Origin of the sequence: Streptomyces sp. NBC_00576, from assembly GCF_036345175.1 — a bacterium.
GTDB lineage: Bacteria > Actinomycetota > Actinomycetes > Streptomycetales > Streptomycetaceae > Streptomyces.
Genome location: NZ_CP107780.1, coordinates 6,704,347 through 6,728,839, shown reverse-complemented (window position 1 = coordinate 6,728,839; position 24,493 = coordinate 6,704,347). Strand labels below are relative to the sequence as shown.

General features: G+C 67.0%; 27 protein-coding genes. 12 read left to right on the top strand and 15 right to left on the bottom strand.

The genetic code is table 11. The features are described 5' to 3' along the window. Positions 1 to 17: 17 nt before the first annotated feature. Both OG734_RS29230 and OG734_RS29225 read right to left on the bottom strand, forming a co-directional pair. A complete protein-coding gene (locus OG734_RS29230; RefSeq protein ID WP_330290454.1) occupies positions 18 to 4,691 on the bottom strand; it encodes a DUF6531 domain-containing protein in 4,674 nt (1,557 codons plus the stop codon). An 89-nt stretch (positions 4,692 to 4,780) separates the two neighbouring features. Continuing rightward, on the bottom strand, positions 4,781 to 5,428 hold the full coding sequence (locus OG734_RS29225) for a hypothetical protein (protein WP_330290453.1): 648 nt from the start codon (positions 5,426 to 5,428) through the stop codon (positions 4,781 to 4,783). Positions 5,429 to 5,595: 167 nt separating this feature from the next. Between OG734_RS29225 and OG734_RS29220 the strand changes: the two genes are divergently transcribed. After that, complete coding sequence (locus OG734_RS29220) at positions 5,596 to 5,949, top strand: hypothetical protein (RefSeq protein WP_330290452.1); 354 nt, start codon at positions 5,596 to 5,598, stop codon at positions 5,947 to 5,949. 11 nt (positions 5,950 to 5,960) lie between these two features. Here OG734_RS29220 and OG734_RS29215 read toward each other — a convergent pair whose 3' ends face one another. From OG734_RS29215 to OG734_RS29170, 10 genes are all read right to left on the bottom strand, one after another. Next, positions 5,961 to 6,440: a TadE/TadG family type IV pilus assembly protein gene (locus tag OG734_RS29215; RefSeq protein ID WP_330290451.1), complete on the bottom strand. Its 480-nt coding sequence runs from the start codon at positions 6,438 to 6,440 to the stop codon at positions 5,961 to 5,963. Then, a complete protein-coding gene (locus OG734_RS29210; RefSeq protein ID WP_330290450.1) occupies positions 6,437 to 6,856 on the bottom strand; it encodes a TadE/TadG family type IV pilus assembly protein in 420 nt (139 codons plus the stop codon). The genes OG734_RS29215 and OG734_RS29210 overlap by 4 nt, the downstream gene beginning before the upstream one ends. Continuing rightward, complete coding sequence (locus tag OG734_RS29205; protein ID WP_443064936.1) at positions 6,856 to 7,356, bottom strand: TadE family protein; 501 nt, start codon at positions 7,354 to 7,356, stop codon at positions 6,856 to 6,858. The genes OG734_RS29210 and OG734_RS29205 overlap by 1 nt, the downstream gene beginning before the upstream one ends. Positions 7,357 to 7,453: 97 nt before the next feature. Further along, entirely contained in the window at positions 7,454 to 7,705 is a 252-nt protein-coding gene (locus tag OG734_RS29200; protein ID WP_330290449.1) for a hypothetical protein, read from the bottom strand. Between the two features lie 56 nt (positions 7,706 to 7,761). Beyond that, positions 7,762 to 8,685, bottom strand: a complete 924-nt coding sequence (locus OG734_RS29195; RefSeq protein WP_330290448.1) for a type II secretion system F family protein — start codon at positions 8,683 to 8,685, stop codon at positions 7,762 to 7,764. Beyond that, positions 8,682 to 9,650 carry a type II secretion system F family protein gene (locus OG734_RS29190; protein WP_330293828.1) on the bottom strand — a complete coding sequence of 323 codons (969 nt, stop codon included), beginning with the start codon at positions 9,648 to 9,650 and terminating at the stop codon, positions 8,682 to 8,684. The genes OG734_RS29195 and OG734_RS29190 overlap by 4 nt, the downstream gene beginning before the upstream one ends. Positions 9,651 to 9,733: 83 nt before the next feature. After that, positions 9,734 to 11,044, bottom strand: coding sequence for a CpaF family protein (locus tag OG734_RS29185; protein ID WP_330290447.1), 1,311 nt, complete (start codon positions 11,042 to 11,044; stop codon positions 9,734 to 9,736). Then, the gene (locus OG734_RS29180; protein WP_330290446.1) at positions 11,041 to 11,940 is read right to left on the bottom strand and encodes a hypothetical protein; all 900 of its coding nucleotides are present in this window, start codon (positions 11,938 to 11,940) and stop codon (positions 11,041 to 11,043) included. The genes OG734_RS29185 and OG734_RS29180 overlap by 4 nt, the downstream gene beginning before the upstream one ends. Before the next feature lie 16 nt (positions 11,941 to 11,956). Then, positions 11,957 to 12,685: a hypothetical protein gene (locus OG734_RS29175; protein ID WP_330290445.1), complete on the bottom strand. Its 729-nt coding sequence runs from the start codon at positions 12,683 to 12,685 to the stop codon at positions 11,957 to 11,959. Positions 12,686 to 13,125: 440 nt separating this feature from the next. Continuing rightward, positions 13,126 to 13,881, bottom strand: a complete 756-nt coding sequence (locus tag OG734_RS29170) for a hypothetical protein (protein ID WP_330290444.1) — start codon at positions 13,879 to 13,881, stop codon at positions 13,126 to 13,128. A 149-nt stretch (positions 13,882 to 14,030) separates the two neighbouring features. Between OG734_RS29170 and OG734_RS29165 the strand changes: the two genes are divergently transcribed. Continuing rightward, positions 14,031 to 14,723: a hypothetical protein gene (locus OG734_RS29165; RefSeq protein WP_330290443.1), complete on the top strand. Its 693-nt coding sequence runs from the start codon at positions 14,031 to 14,033 to the stop codon at positions 14,721 to 14,723. A gap of 120 nt (positions 14,724 to 14,843) precedes the next feature. Further along, positions 14,844 to 16,106 carry an acyl-CoA dehydrogenase family protein gene (locus OG734_RS29160; RefSeq protein WP_330290442.1) on the top strand — a complete coding sequence of 421 codons (1,263 nt, stop codon included), beginning with the start codon at positions 14,844 to 14,846 and terminating at the stop codon, positions 16,104 to 16,106. Positions 16,107 to 16,163: 57 nt separating this feature from the next. Here OG734_RS29160 and OG734_RS29155 read toward each other — a convergent pair whose 3' ends face one another. Next, positions 16,164 to 16,439, bottom strand: coding sequence for a type II toxin-antitoxin system Phd/YefM family antitoxin (locus OG734_RS29155; RefSeq protein ID WP_330290441.1), 276 nt, complete (start codon positions 16,437 to 16,439; stop codon positions 16,164 to 16,166). A 166-nt stretch (positions 16,440 to 16,605) separates the two neighbouring features. Here OG734_RS29155 and OG734_RS29150 point away from each other — a divergent pair, with 166 nt between their 5' ends. From OG734_RS29150 to OG734_RS29115, 8 genes are all read left to right on the top strand, one after another. Then, positions 16,606 to 17,136, top strand: a complete 531-nt coding sequence (locus tag OG734_RS29150) for a Uma2 family endonuclease (RefSeq protein ID WP_330293827.1) — start codon at positions 16,606 to 16,608, stop codon at positions 17,134 to 17,136. A 308-nt stretch (positions 17,137 to 17,444) separates the two neighbouring features. Next, positions 17,445 to 18,116: a hypothetical protein gene (locus tag OG734_RS29145; RefSeq protein ID WP_330290440.1), complete on the top strand. Its 672-nt coding sequence runs from the start codon at positions 17,445 to 17,447 to the stop codon at positions 18,114 to 18,116. After that, positions 18,107 to 19,198: a hypothetical protein gene (locus tag OG734_RS29140; protein WP_330290439.1), complete on the top strand. Its 1,092-nt coding sequence runs from the start codon at positions 18,107 to 18,109 to the stop codon at positions 19,196 to 19,198. The genes OG734_RS29145 and OG734_RS29140 overlap by 10 nt, the downstream gene beginning before the upstream one ends. Positions 19,199 to 19,236: 38 nt before the next feature. Further along, positions 19,237 to 19,548, top strand: a complete 312-nt coding sequence (locus tag OG734_RS29135) for a hypothetical protein (RefSeq protein ID WP_329275829.1) — start codon at positions 19,237 to 19,239, stop codon at positions 19,546 to 19,548. Then, positions 19,545 to 20,753, top strand: coding sequence for a putative T7SS-secreted protein (locus OG734_RS29130; RefSeq protein WP_330290438.1), 1,209 nt, complete (start codon positions 19,545 to 19,547; stop codon positions 20,751 to 20,753). The genes OG734_RS29135 and OG734_RS29130 overlap by 4 nt, the downstream gene beginning before the upstream one ends. Positions 20,754 to 20,787: 34 nt before the next feature. Continuing rightward, the gene (locus OG734_RS29125) at positions 20,788 to 21,366 is read left to right on the top strand and encodes a hypothetical protein (protein WP_330290437.1); all 579 of its coding nucleotides are present in this window, start codon (positions 20,788 to 20,790) and stop codon (positions 21,364 to 21,366) included. Further along, the gene (locus OG734_RS29120; RefSeq protein WP_330290436.1) at positions 21,363 to 22,034 is read left to right on the top strand and encodes a hypothetical protein; all 672 of its coding nucleotides are present in this window, start codon (positions 21,363 to 21,365) and stop codon (positions 22,032 to 22,034) included. Before OG734_RS29125 ends, OG734_RS29120 begins: the two co-directional genes overlap by 4 nt. Then, positions 22,027 to 22,581, top strand: coding sequence for a hypothetical protein (locus OG734_RS29115; protein WP_330290435.1), 555 nt, complete (start codon positions 22,027 to 22,029; stop codon positions 22,579 to 22,581). Before OG734_RS29120 ends, OG734_RS29115 begins: the two co-directional genes overlap by 8 nt. On the opposite strand, the gene OG734_RS48095 is transcribed toward OG734_RS29115, so the two are convergent. Both OG734_RS48095 and OG734_RS29105 read right to left on the bottom strand, forming a co-directional pair. After that, positions 22,485 to 22,832: a DUF397 domain-containing protein gene (locus tag OG734_RS48095; protein WP_443064935.1), complete on the bottom strand. Its 348-nt coding sequence runs from the start codon at positions 22,830 to 22,832 to the stop codon at positions 22,485 to 22,487. The two genes, OG734_RS29115 and OG734_RS48095, sit on opposite strands and share 97 nt — an antisense overlap. 8 nt (positions 22,833 to 22,840) lie before the next feature. Next, positions 22,841 to 23,692, bottom strand: a complete 852-nt coding sequence (locus OG734_RS29105; protein ID WP_330290434.1) for a helix-turn-helix domain-containing protein — start codon at positions 23,690 to 23,692, stop codon at positions 22,841 to 22,843. A gap of 235 nt (positions 23,693 to 23,927) precedes the next feature. Between OG734_RS29105 and OG734_RS29100 the strand changes: the two genes are divergently transcribed. After that, entirely contained in the window at positions 23,928 to 24,371 is a 444-nt protein-coding gene (locus OG734_RS29100) for an ATP-binding protein (protein WP_330290433.1), read from the top strand. Positions 24,372 to 24,493 lie beyond the last annotated feature (122 nt).

Genomic DNA, 24,493 nt, shown 5'->3' with positions numbered 1-24,493 from the left:
CACCGTTGTCGCCGTGATCAGCTGCATGAGTATCCGTCTCCGACTTCCTGGATGAACGTGTCCGTCATACGGCCGCCGCCCCTGGAGTTCTCCCTCAACTCCATCGCTTCCAGGTGCTCCGTGTTGTTGTAGAAGTCGTTGCGTGTGGGGCGGTCGGAGAATCGGCCTTCCCGGTTCCAATGCTGTACCACCGGGTCCAGGTGTTCGTAGGTCACCGTACGGTGGAACGGCCTGGGATTGTCGGCCCGGGGGTCCCAGATCAGCTCGTCGTTGCCGTTGCGCCAGGTCAGCTGGTCCCGGGGGATCCGCGCGCCGTCGTCGTCGCGCGGCACCCCGCTGATCGCACGGCCTTCGTCGGTGTAGTTCTCGACCATGTAGTCGTGGGTGGGCACGCGGTAATCGGACGGGTACTGGTTGTTCCGCGTGTACTCGCGATCCCCCTCCGGAAGATCCGGGTCCCGCCCGAACCGCATTCCGTTGGCCGGGTCCTGCCAGGCCAGTCCGAGCGGGTCGCTCCACCGGTGCGGGTTGGGGACGTACGCGCTGTCGTTCGTGGCGGGTGCGAGGCCGAGGGGGTCGGGGCTGACGTACTGCCCGGTGAGCGGGTCGTAGTGGCGCAGGAAGTTGTAGTGCCAGCCGGTCTCGTCGTCGGCGTACTGTCCGGGGAACCGCAGCGGACAGTCGACCTTGTCGGTGGCGCCGGTCTGCGGGGGTTCGGGCAGGCGGCTGCCCCAGAGGGTTGTCCGCCGCAGCCGGACCACCTCGCCGTCGGCCGAGACGAGTTCGGCCGGCGCGCCGGAGAGGTCGGTGACGATCGCGTGGAAGCGTGTTTCCAGGCCCGGCGCCGCCCGGTCGAGCTGGGTGATCGGCTGATGGGTTCCGGGGACGTAGTCCCAGGTCGTGGCAGAGCCGTCCTGTGTGATCTGTTCGACGAGACGGGTGCCGTCCCACACGAAGAGGATCTCGTCGGCGACTGCTCCGTTCGCGGTCAGCCGCTGCTTCGCCACCCGGCGGCCCGCGGAGTCGTACCAGTACCGCCAGTCAACTCCGTCCGGTGTCGTCGTACCGACGAGCCGGCTCCGGCTGTTCCACGTGTACGAACGGATCCGTCGCTGCCCGTTGAGCAGCCGCCGCACCGTGCGGACGATCCGCCCTTCCCCGTCCCGTTCGTAGCGGGTGCGCCCGGTGTGCTGAATCCGGGTTCCCGCGAAGGCACGGTTCCTGTCACCGTCCTCGACAACGGGGCTCGACGCCCGCGTGATGTTCCCCAACTCGTCGTACTGGTAGGTCTCCTGCCACCCTCGCGCGTCCACAGCGGTGACCCTGCCCCTGGTGTCGAGGGCGAAGTGGCGCGTTCCGGTGGTGAGTTCGTCGACGGAGGTGGGGACGCCGTCCGGGCGGTACGCATAGGTGCGCCGCTGGAGCAGGGCCTCTTCCCCGTCGAGGGCCGCCCTGTCGAAGGCCGCCCTGTCGAAGGCCGCCCTGTCGGGGGCCGAAGTGCGTTCCAGCGTCTGGGCGGCGAGCCTGCCCGTGTCGTCCCAGGAGTGGCTGAGCCGGACTTCGCCGGGGAGGGTCCTGCTCGTCTCACGATCGAGGTCGTCGAAACCGAACACGATGCGGCGGCCGTCCGCTTCGAGCACTGCGGAGCGGTCCGTGTCGTCATACGTCCAGGTGGACTCGATGCCGGTGGGGGTGCACCGCCTGATGCGCCGGCCGAGGACGTCGTACTCGAATGTCGTCGTCCTGCCGTCGATGCTCTCCGAGAGCAACAGACCGTCCACGCTGTAGGCGCGCTCGACGATGGCATCGGGACCGGCTTCCCGGATCGGGCGGCCTGCGGCGTCGTACGTGCAGCTGGTCGAGACACCGTCGTACCGTGTCTCGACCGTGCGGCCGAGGACGTCGCGGAGGAACGAGACAGTCTCTCCGGCGCCGTTGACCCGGGACGCGAGCAGGCCCACGGCGTCCAGTGCGTAGGTGAGCGAGCGCCCGCCGAAGTCGGTCTCGGACACCAAGCGGTTCGCCGCGTCATACCCGTACTGCCAGGTGTTTTCGTGGGGGTCCCTCACCTCGACCAGGTTCAGCTCGGTGTCGTAGGCGAACGAGTGGGCGGTGCCGTCGGCCAGCCTGCGGGCGGCGACCTGGCCGAACGGGCCGACCTCGAACGTGGTCGTACGCCCCAGCTGGTCGGTCTGGGACACCAGGTTGCCCTCGGCGTCCCACACCCAGTGCTCCTGGGACCCGTCCGGCGTCCGGCGCCACACCATCCGGCCCTCGGGCGTGGTCCGCCGGTGCGTGACGCGTCCCCGCGCGTCGGTGAAGCTCCTGATCTGGCCCAGGGCGTCCCGCTGGATCCGGCTGACGGCACCCCGTGCATCGGTGAACTCGACGGGCAGCCCGGTCGCGTCGCACCGTGCCCTGCTGGTGCGCCCGGCGGCGTCGGTGACGGCGACGAGGCCGCCGTGACGGTCGTACTCGTAGCGCGTCCTCGCCCCGGTCGGACCGGTGGTGGCGATGTGGTTGCCCTTGCTGTCATACGCGTGGCGCCACTCCGCTCCGCCGGGGGTCACCGCCCGCACCAGGAGGCGCAGTTCGTCGTACTCGGCTTCGGTCACGGCACCGTCGGGGCGAACGACCATGGTGAGATTCCCGGCCGGGTCGTAGCCGTAGCCGGTGGTGCGGCCCAGTGCGTCGGTCCGGGAGAGCAGACGGTCGTAGCGGTCCCACTCGTTGGCGATGCTCTGCCCCAGCGCGTTGCTCACCGAGACGAGCTGCAGCCTCTCGTTGTGCCGATACGTGGTGGTGCGGCCGAGAGAGTCGGTGTACCGAGTGGTGCGGGTCTCCGTGTCGTATGTGATGGCGCAGTCGAGGACGCCGTCGACACCCTCGCCGCGGATGACACGGTGGGCCTCGTCATAGGTGTAGCGGTACCAGGAACCCGTGCGGTCGGTCCAGGACGTTATTCGGTCGTCCGCGTCGTAGGTGAGCCGGTACGGCAGGTCGCTGGAGTTGACGATCTCGGTCAGGCGGCCGTTCTCGTAGGCGTAACGCACCAGCGGCACAGGGCCGTTGCCGGGATCGAGCAGTCGTAGCCCCGTGACTCGGGCGTCGGCCGAATCGACGGCCACGTGATAGCCGCCGGAGTGCCTCAGGGCGAGCGGCGTGCCGTCTGTGGCGTAGTCGATGTCGATACGGTTGCCGTTGCGGTCCCAGACCGCCTGTATGGGCAGCGTGAGCCCGGTGTCGTGCTCGGCGCACTCCACGGGAGCGAAGAGCCGGGTGATGCCCGACACGGGGTCGGTGACCCTCAAGGCGCCCGGCTGTCCCTCGTCCCAGGACAGCGGCCAGCGGGGCCCCTCCTGAGGCAGGACACCGCTGTCGCCCTGCGGCGGCGGATAGACCAGCACCATGCCGTCCGCTGTGGCGAACAGCACGCCCTCGTCATCGAGTTCGAGCCGTTGGTCGAGCGTGGAGGTCCATGAGGGGCCGAACCAGCGGCCCGAGCGATAGGTGGAGACATGCGTGCGCGCGACGGCCAGCCGCAACACTCCGGGAAGCAGTACGTCCGTCGCGGTCATCAGCATCTCGCCAGAGACCATGTCGATCGGATCGCCGTTCTTGCACCGCCCGCCTGCCGGCTTCCCCTTGGCGACGGCGTTGTCCGCCTCCCTGCGGAGGCCTCGCTTCCCCAGCCCCTCGGCCATGGCCTTGAGGCCACCCTTGCCCAGCGACTTCATGCCCTTGGCGAGACCTCCGAGGGTGGTCAGGCCCTTGCCGCCGGGTATGCAGTCCAGCGCGGCAAAACCCACATCCCACAGAGACGCCTGTCCCTTGGAATACTTGTAAAGCGTGTCCGCGAGCACCACCAGCGCCGCGATCAGCACAATCGCCCCGAGAATCGGCCCGCCAATAATCATCGCGACGACCCCGACCACCGCGACAACGATCTTGCACACCGCGACGATGCTGTCCCAGTTGTCGGTGAACCAGTCCCCGACCTCCTCCCACCAACTCCGGTTCTGAATACCGGCATCGGAGGCCTCGTCGATCTTCCGCTTCGCTTCCCCCGCAGCCTCCTCGCGCATCTTCCGCGCGTCCTCGGCCATCTTCTTCGCCGCGTCGAGGGCCGACTGCGCACCGTTCACGTCCGACTGGGCGCTGTCCTGGGCGGTCTTGGCGTGCTGGGCGTCGCGGGTGGCGGCCCGTACCTTCGCCTCGTCCGGCGGCTCGGCGGCCTTGCTGCCGGTGGGATCGTCCTTGTACTTGTCGGACTCCTTCGTCGCCCGCGTCACCCACGAATCGGCCGAGGAGAGACGGGACTTGGCCGAGGACAGGTCCGCCTGCGCCTCCCGGCCCTTGGCCAGCGCCTTGTCGGCCAGTGCCTGCGCGCGCTCCAACTTCGGCCAGTAGTCCACCAGCGCGTCACCGCACAGGTCGTACGACTTCTTCAGCTTCTTCAAGTTCTTCGGCACATCCGAGAACTCGTCCTGGAACACCTCAGCGGTCTTACCCGCCCACTCCAGCGTCTCGTTCTCCGACGCCATCCCCTTGATGAGCCGCAGCGCGTCCGCGACATCGTCCGCGAAGTCATGCAAGGTACGGGCCAGTTGACGGACACGCTGCGGATCGCCTGGCGTCGGGTCCTTGTCCAGGTCCAGCACATGCCAGTCCGCCGGCCGATACCCCGCCATCCCGCAACCCCCGTCACGTCACATACGCGCCACCGACAACCGTGTGCACACGTGAACCTACTAGGAACGACCGTTCGACGTGAAGGCGGTCAGCCGCTGAACCGGAACGTCGAGGTGATCGCGTCGAAGATGTCGAAGAACGACTCCGCCAGGTCCAGCACCTGGCTGCTGCCCGCCACCAGCGCCACCTTGCCCTCCTGGCCCGGAACCGGGATGAACGTCTGCATCAGCACAGCGCGGATGGTGCGGCCGAGTTCGTCGCCCGGTACGGCGATGTCCTCGACGCCGTACGTACGCGCCGCCGGACCGACGCCCGGGATGTCGACGGTGGTGACCTTGCGCCAGGAGTCGCCCACCCTCTTCGCCTCCTTGACCGCCAACTGGGCCGCGATGGCCGCCGGGTCGTTCGAGAGCGGCGCCCCGTCCTGCGTACGGCCGCCGACCATCGAGACCGTCACGGAGCCGGTGATGGGGGTGTCACCGCCGAAGCTCTCCGCCATGCAACCGCAGTACAGCGCGCCCGACTTCCACGCGTCCGCCGCCGCCTTCTGCAGGAACGCGGTGTACGTGTCTCGGTACTGGGCCAACTCCGTTCGCTGCCGCACCCGTTCGTCGACCATCCGGCGGATGGAGTCGTCCCGGGACTCGGGGCGCACGTCGAACTCCCACCACGACTCGGGCACCTTGATCCGGAACCCACCTCGCTCGACCGTCTGCGCTTCGCTGTAGCGGGCCATGTCCTCACTCCACCCCGTTCACTCGTTCACTCGGCTTCACTCGACATCAATCGACCGCTCGACCGCTCGACCGCTCGTCCGCTCGATCTCCCGTGCCAGCATCGTTCCGTTGTACGGTGCCGATCAGACGTCGGTCAGACTACGAGGCGCTCCTGGGGGACTCGCACATGGGCAAGGGCAAATCCGACCTCACGCTCCCGCTGAGCGAGCTGGAGGAGTACGGCAGCCGGCTGCGCTCCATCAAGACGCGGCTGAATCACACCAAGAAGCTCTTCGAGTCCTACAAGGACGACATCGGCGACGGCAGCGTCAACGACGCGCTGGAGGACTTCGAGTCCAACTGGGAGGACGGCCGCGAGGACATCACCCAGCAGCTCGACGCCCTCGCCGACATGTCCGACGCCGTCGTACGCGAGTTCAAGAAGCTGGACGACGAACTCGCCAAGCAGGTCAACGAGAAGATGACGACCAAGGACACCCGGGGTGGCGGCGGCAAGGGCAACAGCGGCGGCGCCAAGTGAGCTGAGCTACCTCAGCCCACCTCGTTCTCCGCCACCGCCTCGCCCCGTACCGTCACGTCCCCGCCGTAGAACAGCCCCGTAAACACCGGCGAGTACGTCAACTGCACCTCGACCTGCACCTCGTTGGCGTTCGCCGCCACGCAGTGGGACGCGCCCGTGTCCGCGCCGGACATGCCCATTTCCTGGGCGAAAGCCTTCACGCGGGCGTCGCAGTTCTGGAAGTTGATCGGGGCGCCGCCCGCCGCGTTGCCGTAGAGGGCGTCGAGGTCTATGTCCTGGGCGGCGTAACGCGCCGCCTGTTCCGCGATGTCCGCCGCGCGTTCCCGCTTCGAGATGGACATGCCGCCGTCGATCACGAAGGCGGAGAGGGAGAGGAAGAGGAGGGCGAAGATGATCACCGCGCCTGCGCCTGAGCCTCGGTCGTCGAGGCGGGCCCGCCGGCGCTCGGACCAGTCGCGTACGGCAGAGGGCACCCTCGGTGTCAGCGTCACGCCGTCCTCCGGAACGGGTCCAGCGGTGAGCTGAAGCTCCCCGTCAGCGTCGTCGGGATGTCCAGGCCGAGCATCGCCAGGCCTCGTACCTCGCAGCTCACCTCGACCGAGAAGATGGTGTCGGGCTCGAAGCCGGCGCTGGTCTGGGTCACGGTGACCGGGCCCGAGCAGATGTCCGTGAGGTCGGCCTCCGCGGCTCTCCTGGCCTCCGCCATCGCCGTCCCGTGATCCTTCTGGATCGACCCGGCCCGGGCCGCGTCCCGCGCCGCCCCGTCCACCGCCCCGCGCCCGTCGACCAGTTGCCCGAAGGCCACCAGCACCAGGATGAACATGATCATCACCGGGGCGAGGATCACCACCTCGATGGTGGACAGGCCCCGGTCACCGTAATTCCGCACACAGGAAGGCGGGTTCATCAGTTCACCTCATCCCGCACAAACCGCTCCACCGGCCCCACCGACTGCGCGTGCACCGTCAGATCGAACCCGGGGAACACCGTGGGCACCCGTGCCGTGATCTCCACGCCCACCGTGTTCTGCTCCGGCTGGAGCATCGTCACGTTCGGCGACAGGACCAGCGTCGGGCCCAGCTGCTGGATGTAGCTGTCCACCACGTCCTGCGCCTCGCCGCGCCACGCGCCCGGCTGATCGTGCGCCATGGCGCGGGCCTTGCGGGCGCCGGCCTGGGCCGCTGCCTGGGCGACGTGGTCCGCGAAGAAGTACAGCGCGAACTGCACCGTCGCGAAGATCATGAAGAAGAGTACGGGCGTCAGCAGCACGAACTCGATCGCGGTCATGCCGGAGTCGGACGTACGGGAGCCAGACGTACGGGAGCCTGACGTGCGGGAGCCTGACGTACCGGAACCGGACATGCCGGAGTCCGACGTCCCGGCGTCACCGCGGGCGGACGCCGACATCCGTGCGGCCTCCACCCTGCGGCGTACCCATCTGCCTGCGCCACCCACGAGCAACCCCGTCAACTCGACCCCGTACACCCCGTTTTCGTACGTGCGATCAGCAGGTGCCGCTCGCCTTGGCGCCCTTGATGCAGTCGCCGACCTTGTTGGCGCCGTCGCTCAGCGCGGTGTTGATGATCGCGGCGACCACGCCGACGATCGCCACGACGACCGCGGAGATGATGACCCACTCGACCGCGGACGCACCGCGGTCCAGCTCGCCGGAGCGGGCGCGCTGCACGCGGCCCTGCAGGAAGGCGACCAGGAAGTCCATCGCCGGTACGCCGGTGTTGAAGTTCCGACCGTTCATGGTGAGTTGTCCTCTCAAAACGAATCTTGGGGAGTGGCAGTACTGGGGGAAACGACTCAGACCTGGAACACACGCATCGCCGCCGGATAGATCAGGAACACCAGGAACCCGGCACACAGCAGCAGCTGCGCCACGAGCATCGACTGCGACTTCTCGCCCGCGCTGCCCTCGATCTCCGCCAGTTCGCGGTGCCGCATGGTCTCCGCGCGGGAGGCGAGGGACTCGCGTACCTTCGCGCCGTCGTCCGCGACCAGGGCGAGGGAGGCGGAGAGGTCCTTGAGTTCCTCGACGCCCAGTTCCTCGCCCAGTGCACCGAGCGCCTGCCACTGGCTGGTGCCGGTGATACGGGCGTCCGCGAGGGCGTTGCGGATGCGCTGGGTGGCCCAGCCGTCCGACACCTCCGCCGCCGCCATCAGCGCCTCGGGCAGACCCCGGCCGCCGGCCAGGCTCATCGACACGAGGTCGAGATACGCCCCGATCACCCGCCGCAGGTCGCGCCGTTTGTCGGCCGCGTCCCGCCGTACCTCCAGGTCGGGCAGGAAGAAGAAGATCAGCGCGAAGAGCAGCGCCATCCAGACCGGGATGGCCGGGCTCTTGCCGAGGCCCAGCGTCAGGACGATGACGAAGAGGAACGGGCCGAAGAACAGACCGGCCGCACCCAGCAGCACCTTCGTCGCGAGGAAGTTCTCCCAACTCCGGTCCAGGACCGCCAGGTCGGCCCGCAACGAGCGCTGCTCCCAACCCTGCTGGAAGTAGAAGTCCGAGACACGGACGCCCACTTGGGCACGGAACGAGCCGATCCGGCCCGCGTCCTGGGTGCGATGGGCCGACTCGTACGCCGCTCCCCGCGCCCGCATCGCGTCGATGCGCGCGACCTGCGAGACCGCGCTCCGCTTCGACGGCATCAACGCCCGTACGAGCACGTAGATGCCGAGGCCCAGGGTGGCGCCGACCACTACCGGCATGGTCAGGTCGTTCATCGACGGACCCCCTCTTCAGCACCGTAGGGCGGCTGTCCCTGCGCGCCTTGAACTCCCTGGTTCGGCGTCCGTGACGGCCGTACGAACTGCACCGACGGGTCGTCCCGTACCAGGAACCGTTCGGGTGTCTCGATGGTCGACAGCTTGCGCAGCCACCAGAAGCCGAGCGCGAACAGGCCGCAGACTGCGGCGAGGACGACCTGCCCGATCGGCGTACCGTACGGCTCCACGAACTCGCGGTTGAAGATGGCGAGTCCGAGGACGAAGCCCACCGACACCACGACAACGATCTGTACGGACCGACGAGTTGACGACCGCTGCGCCATGACCCGCTGCCGCATGTCGACCTCCTCGCGCGCCGACTTCGCGAGCGCGCCCAGGACTTGACGCAGACCCGGGCCGCGCAGCCGCGCGTTGAGGATGAGCGCGGCGACGATGATGTCGGCGGACGCGTCGTTGATCTCGTCGGCGAGCTGCTGAAGCGCGTCGGGGAGAGGAGTACGGGAGCGGAGTCGGTCGACCATCGCGTCCAGGTGCGGACGCAGTACCGGGGCCGCCGCGCGCGCCGATGCCGGGATCGCCTGCTCCAGACCGACCGCACCGGCGATCGTGTCGCGCAGCGACTCCGTCCAGGAGGCGAGGGCCTCCACGCGCCGCATGCCGGCCCGTTCCTCCGCCGCGCCGCCGAAGAGGCGGTCCCAGAAGAAGACGAGGACGCCGGCCGCGATACCGGCCACCGCCCATCGGGTGAGCACCAGCACGGCGAGTCCGACGAGGGCGGCGAGCGAACCGCGCTGCCCCGCGAACCGGATGAGTTCGTTCGCGCGCTCGCTGGCCTTCTGCTTCTCGTGTTCCGGCTTGGCCGGCAGCCCGCGGATCGCGATCGCGAGCAGCGCGAGCCCGCCGCCGACGGCGACGCCGGCCCCGAGCGAGTACAGGACCTCGATGGAGAACAGTCCGCCCATGGAGCCGAGCGAGCCGGCTGCCGCCGAGTACGTGTGCCCGTACGAGTCCCCGTAGGCATGCATATTGCTGTACGTCGTCATGGTCACCCCCAGTTCCCGCCGGGCAACCGGTACCCGTGCGCGACCAGATCGTCGAGGCAGGAGAGGGGCGCGTGCGGCACGATGCGGCCGTCCGGGGTCTCGGCGAAGACCTCGCTGGACAGCACGCGGCCGTCCACGCCGTTGACCTCGCGGACCGACGTCACCATGCGCTGGAGCCGGCCGCCCGTATGGAAGTTGTTGCGCCGCGTGATGAAGACGACGAAGTTCACGGCGCCCGCGACGAGCATCTGGCTGGCCTCGATGGGCAGCCGCTCCGTCGCCTGGAGCGCATACGTGGAAATACGGTTGAAGACCTCGTGCGAGCTGTTGGCGTGGATCGTGGAGAGCGAGCCGTCGTTGCCCTGCGACATCGCGTTGAGCATCGTCACGATCTCGTCGCCGAGCACCTCACCGACGATGACGCGCGAGGGGTTCATACGCAGTGACCGTCGCACCAGCTCGGCCATCGAAATCATGCCCTGGCCCTCGGAGTTGGGCAGCCGCTCCTCGAACGCCACGACGTTGGGGTGGAGTTCGGGAAACTGGTCGAGACCCAGCTCCAGCGCACGCTCGACGGTGATGAGGCGCTCGTGCGGCGGAATCTCGTTGGCGAGGGCCCGAAGCAGCGTCGTCTTACCGGCGTTGGTGGCGCCCGCGATCATGATGTTCTTCCGGGCGCGCACGGCACAGGCCATGAAGTGCGCGACTTCCGGAGTCACGGTCCCGTTCCCGACGAGGTCGGAGATGAAGACCTTGCCCATGCGCGCACGACGGATGGAGAGCGCGGGACGCCGGGTCACATCCATGACGGCGGACAGTCGGGACCCGTCCGGCAGCCGCAGGTCGAGCTGCGGATTGGCGGAGTCGAAGGGCCGGGAGGAAAGCCCTGAGTACGCGCCGAGCACCTGAATGAGCTCGATGAGCTCCTCGTCGGACTCGGCAACGGGATCCCCCGCCACCTCGCGCCCATCCGAATACCCGACGAAGACCTGGTCGTACCCGTTGATGTCGATGTTCTCGACGTCGACGTTGTCGAGCAGCGGCTGCAGCCGCCCGACGCCGAACAGCGCGGCGTGCACGGCAGCCGCGTACTGCTCCTCGGTCTCGGCATCCAGCGGCGTACGCCCGGCGTTGATCTCCGTGCGGGCGTAGTCCTCGAGGATCTGGGCTATGACGGCCCGCGCGTACTGCCGCTCGTCCTCGCCGGACATCGGCGTGACGTTGGAGGACTGGTCGAGCCGCCGCTGCTCCGCGATACGGTCACCGGCGTCCTGCCGGAACCGCTTGACCAGCGAGTGGTCGACAACGGTCATCGGCCGGCTCCGGCATGGCCGGAGTACCCGGTCTGCTGGCCCGGCTGCTGACCGGGCACGTGACCGGCGGCCTGCTGCTGAACCTGGCTGGGTACGGTCCATGCGGCGCCGTACTGCTGATACAGGTCCGAAGTCACCTTGCGGGCCGACCGGATGAGCATCGACTTGTCGAGCCGCCCGCGCTTACGCCCCGCCAACTGCTCGGCGCCGGCCGGGTCTTCGGCCAGAGTGCCGACAACCCGGGCACCCGTCTGCGCGTGTACGAGCATGTCGTTGACCTGGTTGACCAGCTTGCCCGAGTTGTTCGGGTCGGCGATGAGGATGACCCCGATGAGGGGGGTGGCGAGACTGGCGGCGCCGCGCGGGCCGCCGTGCAGCTTGGTGGAGAGGGCGGCTGCGCGGTCCCGTACCCGGGCGATGGCCTCGGGCTCGGTACGCGAGATGAGCAGTACGAGCGCGGCGTGCGGGAACAGGTCGACGACAGGGGTGTCCCCGCTGATGCGTCCGCAGTCGGCGATGACGTCGGCGGGCGCGTTCGGGGAGTCGGCGAGCTGCGCGAAGGCGCTGCCGAGGGTGGGCCAGAGGCCCGCGAGCCCGGCGGCCTGTTCGGCGATGCCGAGCCCGACGAGCACTTCGAGCCCGCCGCTCAACGGCTGTACGTGGTCCCAGAGTTGATCGGGAACAAGGCCGCGCCGCGCGGTCGCGGCAATCGACAGCATGCCGGTGTTGGGGTTGAGCATCCCGCCGTGCGCGGCGGCACTGCGGTAGACGAGGTCACCGCCGGCCGGGTCGGTCTCGGCGAGCAGGGCCCGCCGAGGCCAGACCGCCGCGAGCGCGACGGCCGCGGTGGTCACGCCGGGTGAGCCCTTGTCGGCGGCAAGAACGATGAGCGCCATGGTTCTGGGGCCGCCTTCAGCTGCTGGGGATGAGCACGAGAGCCACTTGGCCGGCGGCAGCTGCCTGAGCAAGATCGGCGGCCTTGGTGCTGTCGACGGTGAGCGTGACGGGCAGGTTGGTGCTGCTTATCACGTCGCTGTCATCGGCCTTCACCACCTTGGTGACCTTTGCCTTGTCCACAATCAGACTGGTGCCGGCGCCGGACGAGGAGGCGTCACCGGAACCCGTGCTGGAGCCGGTACCGGTGCCGGTGGAGGTGACACGGTAGGCGGCGACAAGGTCACCATCCTTGATGGTGCTCGGGTACTGCCCCTCCTTGAGGGAGAGCCCGACGATGGCCTGCCCGGCGACGAGGCCGGTCTCGCCGGTGAACATCTGCCCGACGGGGACGACTCCCGCAGGGATCGCACTGACGGCCTTCAACTTCATCAGGCCGGTCAACTGCTCCCACGGGATGTAGTCGATGCCGTCGTCGGCCGCAACCAGGACGGACGCCGTGTTGGCCTTGCTGACGGACCCCCCGGCTGGGATCGGCTTGGTCACCTTGACGACCTCGATCCGGTCCCCCGCCCGCAGCACGAGCATCGTCGCGCCCAGCGCACCGACCAGAATCAGAAGCACCGCAAGAGCGGCAAGAGCCGGTTTCCGCTCGCGAGGCGGCGCCGGGAGTCGCTCACCGGACATCGGCTGAGCGGGCACCGAGGAACGGCCGCCGCCCGCACCCGTACGCTCCTGGATCTTCACGCAACAGCTCCCCGTACACCCAAGAAAAATTCTGCCAATTTAACTGCCAAATAGGACACTTCACCCGCGATACGCGTGATGCACACGATCCGCCCTTGCTGGACGCACCGTCCGACCCAGCCAATTAGCCAGCGCTGGAGTGAGTGTCAAGCGATGGCACCGTATCAGCCGTACATAAGCCCCTCAAGGCGCGTTCTGAATCGTGAACAGCGCGGGGCACAACGTTATTCACGTGCAACTACGGCCGTACGGTTCCCCGTTGAGCGCCGCGATCCGGTTACGGCCCCCGCTGTGCACGCGCGAATCTGTTGTCGACCCGACATCCGCAGGTCAGACAACCCGGACCACCGCCCCCACCTTCGTCACGGGTCTCCCATGAGGCCTGCACGATTCGCTCACGCGAGGGGGGCGGATCGATTCCGTCGTACGAGGGACAGCCGCTACTGGCGCGCGCCCTCCCACAGGGTTCCCTCGAAGAGTTCCAGGACCTCGTCCAGGCTCATCTCGCGCTGCCCCTGCTCTCCCTGCTGCTCCCCTGACACGATCCAGCTGCCGTCCCACTCCACCCGCCAGACCTTGCCCAAGCGGTTCTCGAACTCCACGAATCCGCCCGAGGAGTTGGCCAGCTCGGGAATCTCCTGGCGGACGATCCGCGGATAGGTCAGTGCGCGCCCGGGGTTGTTGCTTCCGCCGCCGGTACGAGGATTGTCGAAGCTCATCTTCACGAACGGCACCGACTCGCGCCCGATTTCTGCGGGATGGAGCATTTTCGTGTACCGGGCCTCCGCTTCGGCGAGGGTCTCGCCCCCGGAGAACTCGCAGGCATACGCGGGAAAGACGATGTACGTCACCGCCGTGAGGTCGGGGTTCTGCGCCCTGTGATGGCCGTGGACCTCAGGGACGGCTGCCGCGACGGCGTCGAACTCGTAGCCGGGTACCCGCAGGCCCTCCAGGAAACCGAGGAAACGTCCCGTCCCCATCAGCTCCTGCTCGTGCGCGCGGGCGAAGGACAGCACTTCACGGGCGAGGCTCTCGTCGTGCTTGCCGCGCTGATTGGTCTGGAGGAGCCGCTTTCCATCGTCGGTCAGAGCTCCCGCGAAGTGCAGTACCGGGTTGAGACTCCACCGCCATGCCCCGTCCAGGCCATCGAGGGGGGCGACATTGCGGAAACCGGCGATGGTGGCCTGAAGATCCATGGTTCCTTCCAGGGCCTGTATTGATCGTGGGCTTCGGAGTGTCACGGGTGCGAACCGCAGTGAAGCAGGCAGGTCCGGGCCCATGTACGGGCCCATGTAGGTTCCCTCCCTCCAGCCCGAACCCGAGCCCGAATCGGAGCCCACCGCCCATGGACTGGTACCCCGACCGCGACGAGGATCTCCTGCTGCGCACTGCGGCCACGTTCGCGATGGGCATGGCGTCCCCGGTCTCAGGGCTGCGCTGGTTCCGGGACCCGGAACGGAACGACATCCAGGGTGAGTTGGCGGGCTGGCCGCCAACCCCGGTCCACGCCCCACACCCGACAGGCGACCGCGTGACCCAGGGCATCGGCCACGCCTTCCTGGCCGGAATCCCCCTGATCGGGAACATCATCGCGAACCTCGGAGGCGCCTCCGGCTCACCCTTCGGCGACGTTCCCGTCCGGAGCGGACCGAAGAACCCAGAGGAACCGGAGAACGAGGTCCAGGACTTCCCCGTCATGTGGGCCGCCCCGGACACCCTCGCCCGCACTGTCCCCTGGCAACTGGACCGGGCCAGCCGCCCGAAGGGCTACGTCACCGACCTCGTCCTCACCGACCGCCGGCTGCTCTTCCTGGGCACCCGCCACGGCACCGGCACACTGGAAAAGGCGGACGTACTGACCGAGTTCGCACGGGACGCCATCGCCGGGGCCCGCCGTATGCCGTACTGCGCGACCGGCGCGGACGTACGACTGACCTTCACCGACGAGTCCTGGGTACGCCTGTCCACCGGCCACCAGAACAACGCCGAGCACTTCTGCGCCCTCCTGTCCCTCCCCTCGGAGAACATCAACTCCTAGCAGTGCAGGGCCAGTTGACATCCGATCCGCCCCGCGCGACGGTGAGAACTTCGTCGTGCGCGGAGTATCCGAAGTACCCGAGAGGTACCCGAAGTACCAGGAGCACCCGGAGGTTCGCCCATGGCTTCGCCCGCAACCTCGCACCCTGCCGACGCTTCCGACGCTTCCGACGCTTCCGACGCGGCCGACGGCCTCGTAGACCGCATACGGGCGCTGCGACCGCTCATCCGCGAGCACGCGCCCCGCACGGAGCAGGAACGGCGCGTGACACCCGAGGTGGTCGCGGCCCTGACGGACGCCGGGCTCTACCGCATGAACGTCCCCCGGCGGTACGGCGGTTACCAATCCCCCCTGCACACCCAGGTCGACGCCCTGTCCGAGATAGCCGCCGCCTGCGGCTCGGCCGGCTTCATGGCCCTGATCCAGGCCGGCTGCGCCTACATCGCGGCGCTCTTCCCGGACGAGGCCCAGGACGAGATCTTCACGAGCCCTGACGTACGGGTCGGCGGCACCCTCATCCCCGACGCGACGGCGGTCGCGCGTCCGGACGGCAGCTACGTCGTCAACGGCACCTCCGCCTTCGCCACCGGCTGCCGCGACGCCGACTGGCACCTCCTGACGGTCCGCGTCGAACGCGGTGCCGGTACGGCCGACAACCCGCCCGGACCACCCGGACCTCCCGGCCCACCCGAACTCCTCTGGACCGCCGTACCGATGACCGACCTGGAGGTCCTCGACGACTGGTACGTGTCGGGGCTGGCCGGCAGCGGCAGCAACAGCGTGGTCGCCCGGGACGTCGTGGTCCCCGCGCACCGTGTCCTACCGGTGGGCCCTCTCCTGAACGGCACGATCGCGTCGAAGACCAACGCCGAAGACCCCTTCTACCGCATGCCGGTCCTGCTCCTCTTCTGCGCCTGGACGCCCCCGAACGCCCTCGGCCTGGCCCGCTCGGCGCTGACGGAGTTCACGGAGCGCATCCACCACCGGGGCATCACGTACACCTTCCACGAACGCCAGAACGAGGCAACGGTCACCCACCTCCAGGCGGCCGAGGCGGCGATGAAGCTCACGTGCGCCGAACTCCTGACCACGGACTTCGTCACGACGATCGAGTCAAAGGCGGCGACGGGCACCCCGTACACCCCGGAGGAACGAGCCAGGATCAGGGCCCAGAGCGGCTACACGACCCGCCTCTGCAAGGAGGCCATAGACCTGCTCGCCTCAGCCTCCGGCGCATCCTCCCTGCACCGCGAGGTCCCCATCCAGCGAACAGTCCGGGACATCCACGCCCTCAGCCTCCACTCGTTCGTCAACCCGGCGACCAACCTGGAGCTGTACGGCCGGGTGCTGTCGGGACTGGACGCGGGGACGCCGTTCCTTTAGCCGTTCCTCTGGCGGCAAGCTGGTCGATGGCACCGTCCGACCAGACGATCTCGTAGCTCACCGCTTACGCGTCCCGTCAGCGTTGAGGCCGAAGCGCGCGGCCACATTCGCATGGGACACCCAGAGCGTGGCGCCAGCTTTGCCGTCCTCCGCAGCGGCAAGATCACGCTGGTCTTCGAGCTGCTGGAAATATTCGAGCAGCTCTATCGGGATCACAGCCGCGACGGGAGTGCCGTGATCCGTGATCTCCACAGTCCTACCGCCATGCCGAACTTCTTTGACGACCTTGACCAGGTTGTTCCGGGCATACGTGAGCGTGTAAGAGGCGTCCATGGAACTAATCTTGCAGTTTGTAGGGTACCCAGGAGTGAACGTGTGAAGGTCGGGTTGGGGCGCAGCCCAGTCTCGGTGCGCCGTCCGGATCACCGATAGATCGAAGCGACTCAGATCCGGCCAGCCATGATGCTCGCAGGACAGGAGGTGAGCTGCCGTGACTGTCATGGGTGATCTGGTCGAGCGAGGCGGTATCCCCGAGGGGTACAAGGTCGAGATCTTCGGCGGACGGGTGATCATGACCCCACGGAGCGCGGAGCAGGACTGGACCGCGTCTGACATCAGGGACGCGGCCAAAGCCGCAGGCATCGCGCGGGAGCGCGTCTTCGGCAACGTCCTGGTCACCTTCCCGGGCGAGAACGACGCGGCCCCGGACCTGACGATCGTCGACTTCAACGCCGAGCGCCGGAAGAACAGCTACTCCTGCCTCGACGTACTCGCGGTCGTCGAAGTCCCGTCCGAGCCGGAGGATGAGAAGGACTACGTCCGGAACGTGCAGAAGTACGGGCGGTTCGGCATCGACTTCTACATGATCGCCGACCCCTTCAAGAAGACGGTCACCCTGCTTTCGGAGCCGCACGCCTCCGGCTACGGGCGGACTGTCGAGACTCCGTACGGGGAACCGGTCAGTTTCACGCTGGCCACCGGAGAGCGTGTGAAGGTCGACACCAGCACCTTCCCGACGCGGGAAACGTGAGGGGACAGGCAGTCAGATCTGTATCCGGTTCGGCGTTCTCGGCCTGTGCGCGCCCGAGGTGCGGGGTAGCCCGTCAGCCTTGATAGCCGCCGCGAAGGCGGACGAATGGGGGTGGCCCGGACGCTGCCCCACCACCCCGGGTCGAGGGCGTCCCCGGTGGACACGATCAGGACACAGGACGCATCGATTTTGCCCCCATAGATTCACAAACACCCCCGCTGTGAAGCCAGTCCAGCCTGGCAAGACCACAAGCTCCCCAGATACCGTCAGGGATCTCAGCTATATCGACATCTCACGGGGAGCCCACCTTGAAGCGCCGCTCTTTGCCCGTTGCTGCCGCGCTCACCGCGACCGCAGCCCTACTGCTGACGGCCTGCGGCAGCGGAGACGACAAGTCCACCGACAACGACAAGATCGCCGGCGCCGAACAGAGCACGGCGACACCGACGAAGTCGGCAGAACCCTCGGCAGCAGCGGCGGAGGACAAGCCGGACGGCGTGGACGTCTCCCTGCCCAAGGACATGAACCTGGTCTTCGACTGGACCAAGCCGACGAACAAGAACGAAGCGGCCGCGATGGACGACGCCGCCAACTTCCTCCGCGCCATCTACCGGGGCGTCGACAAGCGCACGACCAAGGACGCGGCCTTGGTGGCCTACGCCACCGGCGACGGACTGCACTACGGGACCGTACAGATCGATAGCCGGATCGACGGCGGCTGGACTTCCACCGGCACGCTGCGCCATTACGACGCCACAACGCAGTCCACCACGAACGGCAATTCGGTGGAGGTCGCGTTCTGCTCGAACTCAAGCAAGTTCTACTCCAAAGAGATCAAGACTGGGAAAATCCTGAAGACCGAAGCCAGCATCGCTGACTTCGATTACTTCAAGATCATCATGGTCAAGTACCCTACGAGTACGGACTTGTGGCAAGCGTCCAAGGTGTTCGTCGAGACGAAGGCGGCGAAATGCCAGTGAGCGCGTCACGGCGTACGCCTCTCGGCGTCAGCACCGCAGCTCTGACCCTCGCCCTCAGCGTTCTTGCCGTCGCAAACACCGCATACGCGGCAGAACAAACGGCTAAAGACCAAGGCGCCAGCACAGACCAGCAGGGCGGAAGAGACGGCACCGGCATCTACGCCGCCGCCCAGGTCCAGTACTCCGGTACTGTCGCCAAGGACGGCAGTACCGGCAACGTGACTTCCTCCGACGTCAATTGGACGCCGCCACCCTGCTGGTATGCCCCCTATCTCGGTGCCAAGGACTTCAAGAAGAAGATGTCCAAAAGCATCGAGGACCAAATGAACACGCCCGGAATGGGCGGCACCGCCGGCACGGCGCTCGGCCAGACGCAGAGCCACTATGAGGACGAGTTCGGCTGGGCCGAAAATCCCGGCTACAAGGACTACAACGTCGACAAAGACGGCGAGGGCATGTTCTGGGCCGGTGTCGAGAACCCCAACGAGCCAAACGTTCTCAAGCGGACCGCCTGCAGCGACCTCCCCTTCTGGGTCGACAACGGCGAGGCCCCGCCGCCCCGGTACGAAGAGGCCATCAGCCCGGAGATCCTCGCCGGCCTCGCCTACCAGCACATGCAGCTCCCCGACACCAAGGTCACCCTCGCCCCTGCGGCCAACACCAAGGTGAACCTGCCGACCTGGGCCTGGCTCAACAAGGCCGTCTTCGACGAGGTCCAGGCGACGGCGGCCCTCAACGCCCCGGGTTTCAACATCCAGGCCACGACCACCGCCAAGCCGGTTTCCCTCAGGCTGGAGCCGGGCACCGAGGATGCCGAGACCTACCCGGCCTCCGGCGAGTGCGTCATCAACGCCGACGGTTCCATCGGCGAGCCTTACGCCCAGGGCAAGTCCAGCCAGACACCGCCGTGCGGGCTCAAGTACCTCCGCTCCTCGGGCGACGGGACGTACAAGCTGAGGGCGACCATCACCTGGGACATCGCCTGGACCGGCACCGGCGGCGCGGGCGGCGACCTGCCCAACGGCACGTTCGGCAGCGAACAGGCGATCACCGTCCAGGAGATCCAGGCCGTCAACCGCTGACTTCAGTACGACAGATCGAACATCAACGGGGGACCTTTATGGCCGACAGAACCAGAGCTGACCTTGACCTCATCAGGGACTGCTCGGACTCCTTGTACAGGATCCATCGCGAGTTCAAGGACAACGGCAACCCTGCCGACGACTACGACAAAGCCCTCGGGAGCGACAAACTTCGTGATGTCTTCGACGAGTTCTCCGATACCTGGAAGAAGACTCGCAAGAAACTGATGGAAGACATCGAGAATCTCGCCAAGTACACGAAGACCGCGGCTGATACGTACGACCAGGTCGACGGCGAACTCGCGAAGGCCCTTCGGGACTCCCGCAAGCAGGCCAAGGGGAAGAAATGAGTTCGCGTCCGAGAGACTGGGAACCGCTGCACGACGGGGACCCCATACCCGGCGATCCCTACGAAGTCGCGCGGCTCGGCAAGCAGTTGCGCAAGATGGCCGACGAGATCGACAAGCAGGCCGAAAACATCAAGGCACTCGCGTCGGTCGAGAGCTGGGACAGCGACGCCGGTCGGGCGTTCCACGAGATAGCCGACGGCGCGTCAGGTCGGTTGAAGCGTTCCTTCGAGCGATACGACGAAGCGGCCAAGGCTCTCGGCACCAAGGTCGTCGACGGAGGTGGCGAATCCTCCGAGTACGCGAGTGAACTCCACCGAGCACAGCAGGTCGCGGACAAGGCTCTGCAGAAATACCGAGACGCGGAGACCGACCTCAAGGGTGCCACCGGGGATCTCAAACAGTACGAAGGCACGGTTCCGAGCCGTGACGACGTCACGGACCGCACTCGGCTTGCGAAGAAGCGCGACGCCGCGATGGATGTCATTCGCGACTGTCACAGCGAAATAGGGCGAGCGAAAATCATTCGCGATGATGCCGCGAGCGCTGCCGCGAAGCACATCAAGAACATCGTCCACCACGACGGTGTTCATGACCCCGGCGGAATCATGAACTTCCTGGCGGACTGGGCGGACACACTTTCCAACCTGTCGGCTATTTTCTCCATTCTGGCCGTGATCTGCGTGTTCGTTCCTCCTCTCCAGGCGCTGGCACCGATCTTCGCGGTCCTGGCCGTGGCCACCAGTGCCCTCGCCCTTGCCGGGCACGTCTACGACATGACGGCGCGCGGCGGAAAATTCAGCGCGTCCAAGCTCTTCTTCGATGCGCTGGGGGTCATGCCGGGACTGGGCGCCCTGAAGGGCTTCCGGGCCATCAAGGGGCTCAAGGGGTTGTCCAAGCTGCGGGGAATCGGCTTCAGTGGCGGTGCGGCGCTCGAAGGCGTGGGCTTCAAGTTCTTCAACGGGATCGCCGTAACCACGGTGAACAAGATCCTGGTCAAGGCTGGAAAATCACCCATTGCTGGAGAGAAGATCACAGCGGGCATCAAGACTGGCAGCTTCGTCAGCGCCATGGTGAAGATCTTCTCCGGGCACAACGGCAAGGCAACCGGCGACCCTGGCGACCTGCCGAAGGCGACCCCGAGCCCGTCTCCTCAGCCGGCTCCCACGCCTCGGTCGGCGCCGTTCCACACCGCCCTGGCCCAGTAGTAACCCCGATCCTCCACAAAGGAGAGCGTCAGAGATGTCGGACGAAGACCGCGAGCCTGGCCCCGGCGAATACCGGGCTCGGGGCAGCATCATCAGGAAAATGGTTCCGGGCGAGGTTCTGGCCTCAGTACCTGCCGCACGGGAGGTGGCCGAGGCGGAGGGTCGTCGACTTCACTTCGATTTCCTCGATGACGAAGCCGTACTGAAGCTGCTTCGCCTCCGTCATCTCGACGAGGCCAGGCTGCACAGCGCCGGAATGAAGTTGGGTGTTCCGTCCGCACTGGCCCTTGTCGCACTTTTCCTCTACTGGGGCGGCTATGTCCAATACTGGGAGTCGTCGAAGTCTCAGACGCTCTACTACGCGGCGGCCGGGGGCGTGGTCGCCCTTATCGTTCTTCTCTACGTCATCACCCTGACCCGGCACTGGGGAAGCCGCCCCCGCCAGAAGGTCCGGGCCCGGGCGGCTGCCTACCGGAAGCTCGCCCATGCCGCGGCAGGTGGCGGCGCCGACCTTCCGGGTTTCTACCCGCACTACGGCCCGTATCCTTTCGCCGCCAATTTCCACGCCGACGCCAAGGACCTCGAGTTGCCCAGTGAGGCAGAGACTCGATGAGCACTGTCACACCGGAGACCGAAGTCGCCTCTGTCGTGGACGGTGAGGCCGTCCACGTCCGCTGGATCATGCCCGAGGGCTTCTTCGAGCTGCCCATGGACGTGGAGTCGATCGATGAACTCGCCGACGAGCTCATCGAGTTGGCGAAGCAGGTGATGCCCAAGGGCACCTCTGACATGCAGTATCAGTGGGCAGCCCTGTGCGCTGGCAATTACGACGCCTTCGTCGAAGGGGGCGTGCAGTACTCCGGCTTCGTCGTCACGGAGGTCGAGGAAACCCGCTGCACAGCCACGGTGCATGTATCCATCACCGACATCGCGGAGGAGGCCCGGTTCAACCCGGTCCGCGCCACTGCCGACGCTTTGAGCGCGCTCGGACAGGGCGAGGTGGCCGAGATCAGCCTGCCCTGTGGCCCGGCCGTGTCGTGCATCGGCGCCCGGCAAGCGACCATCGACGCGTCCCTCGCACCATCAGGTCAGGAGGAGCCCTTCTGGACGTCGTTCATCCAGGTTCACGTGCCGCTGCCCAACGGCACGGTCGTCGTGCTGGAGATGGTGACGCCGTCCCAGGAAGGCTGGGACGTCTTCTCGTCCATGTTCGCGGGCGTCCTCAAGAGTCTGAGCGTTTTCGACGACCAGGGCAATCTCCTGGGACCTTCACGTGACTGAGCCGATGCTCCCGGAAGCACCCGAGGACTACCAACTCCTCGTGCCTCGCGACTGGTTCCGAATCGACCTCTCGCTCGACCGCTGGCGTCCCCAACTGAAAATGTTCGTCGATCAGCAGGCCACTCGTCGGCCCATGCCCGCCGAAGCCAAGCAGGAACTCTGGACAACCCTGCGCAACACTGCGGAGAGCGGTGTCGCGCAGGGAGCCCTGGAACTCTTCCTGCGTACTGAATCCGCCGTTGGCGTGGCCACCCCTGCCACGCTGTTGATCTCGGTGTTGCCGATGCGGGGAGCCCTGAACGCACCACCGAAGGAGCTCGCCGAGACGCTTTCGGCTCGCCGGGAAACCACCGCAGACGTGTCCGTGGTACCTCTCCCCGCCGGAGAAACGGTTCGTGTCGTCACGACAACGACACTGGATCTCTACGTCCAGATGCCAGGGGAGATGGGCTATCTACTTCTTGCCTTCACTGTTCCGCTGAGCGGGATCGAGAGCCCTCTGGGTGAGTTGTGCGAGGCAATCTCGGGCTCCTTGCGATGGGTGTGAAGGATGGCTTGGGATAGGTCGGAGAGACTCATATCGGCAGGTGGCGGCCAGCTGGCCGTGCGTGAAGCGTCGACCTTGAATACCTCGACGAACGCCTTGAAGGCTCCGAAGCGGAAGGCGAGTGTGGCGTCAGCCGGGGCTTTTGAGTCGCGTATGGCTATCTGCGTGGGACGGGGGGCTATCTCCACGCAGTTGTTGCCGTCGGCGCCGCCGGAGTAGGACGACTTCTGCCAGTTGTCGGGGGTGGTCACTGCGCGCCTCACAGTTCCTTCGCCAGCCGGTGGATGAAGTCACGCGAACGCGCGGGTTCGAGTGACACAGCCTCCACCTTACGGAAGAGCGTTCGAAAGGCGCCGAGTTGGGCTTCGGAGTCGATGAAGGCCGTGCCATGGGCGGTGTCGCGAAGCGCCGTGTCCAATTTGGGTACGACGCCACCCGCGTAGGTCATGGTGCTCCAGGCTCCGCCGAAGTCGTCCAGGTCGAAGGGGACGACGCGCACGGTGATGTGGGCCGCTTCCGAGAGTTCCAGGATGCTGGTGAGCTGGGCTCGCGAGGCGGCGCGGTCGCTGACCCTGATGCGTAGAGCGGCCTCATGGATCACTGCTTCATACGGGATGGGGGTGGGACCCGTGATGATCGCCCTACGTTCCATGCGGTGGTCGACGCGCAACGCGAGGTCGTTGTCGGGGAGTTCGGGAACGCGGTACGAGAAGACGCCGCGAGCGTAGGCGTCCGTCTGAAAGAGGCCGGGGACGTGCAGGAACTCGATGTCGAACCGGTAGGTGGCGTGGTGCTCCAGCTCGGCGATGTCCAGGAATGAAACCGGCAGCAGGCCCTGGTACTTCTCCCACCAACCGCGCGTCCGGTCGGTCGCCATTCCCACCAGCGCCTCCGTCAACTCCCCGTCCGTGCAAACGTAGTTGGCGGCAAGGCGACGAACGGTGTCCTCGCTCATGCCGACGACTCCGGACTCGATCTGGCTCAAGCGCGCCGAGTCTGTCCCCAAGGCCGCGGCAGCCTCGCGTCCCTTGAGTCCTGCGGCCTCGCGCAGTTTCTGAAGCTCTGCACCGAGGCGCATCTGACGCGCGGTGGGTTGCCGCCTCCTCGCCATGGGTCTCTCCTCTTCGCAACGGCCCTGGAAGGTGGCCTCGTTCGAGGGCAGATTACGACAACAAGTTGCATGAGACCAATTTTGGTCTCTACTGTCGGTGACGCAACGCACGCACTGCGGAACCCGGAACCCCGGAAGCGCACCACTCCGTCCTGCCATGACGGCTGCGGCACAGCCACCGCCCGAAAACCGCCCCCCTCGCCTCAACTCCCCACACCAGCAACGGAGTTCACGCATGCCCGAAATCGAAACCGGCGGATCCGGCGAAGCCGACGCCCCCTGGGAGTACGTCCTTCACATCCCCCACGACCTCCGAGCCGTCACCGTCTGCCGCCGCACCGTCCGCCTCATCCTCACGATGCACGGCCTGATCCGCCTCACCGACATCGCCGAACTCCTCGCGGCCGAGCTGGTCTCGAACGCCGTACGCCACACCAAAGGACCCGTCGCCCTACGCCTGCGAATGCGGGCCGGCGTACTACGCGTCGGCGCATGGGACGCCGACCCCGAACCGCCCCAACCGCCGCCCTCGCCAGATGTGTTGACGCAGCTCACGCACCTGGAGGAGGGGCGCGGCCTGGCCCTGGTCAGTTCGTGCGCCGATCTGTGGGGCTGGCAGCCGCTGAGCAGAAGCGGCATCAAGGGCAAGTACGTGTGGGGTGACCTCGTCGCGGCCTAGGTGTATTGCCCTGTGACGTCGTGATCAATGGAGGGGCGGGCGGCGAGCTCAGGCAGCGGATCCGTCCACGGCGCAGCCGCAGTCTGCTTGGTGCGGGCCCACCCTTGGGGAGCCCGGCAGGT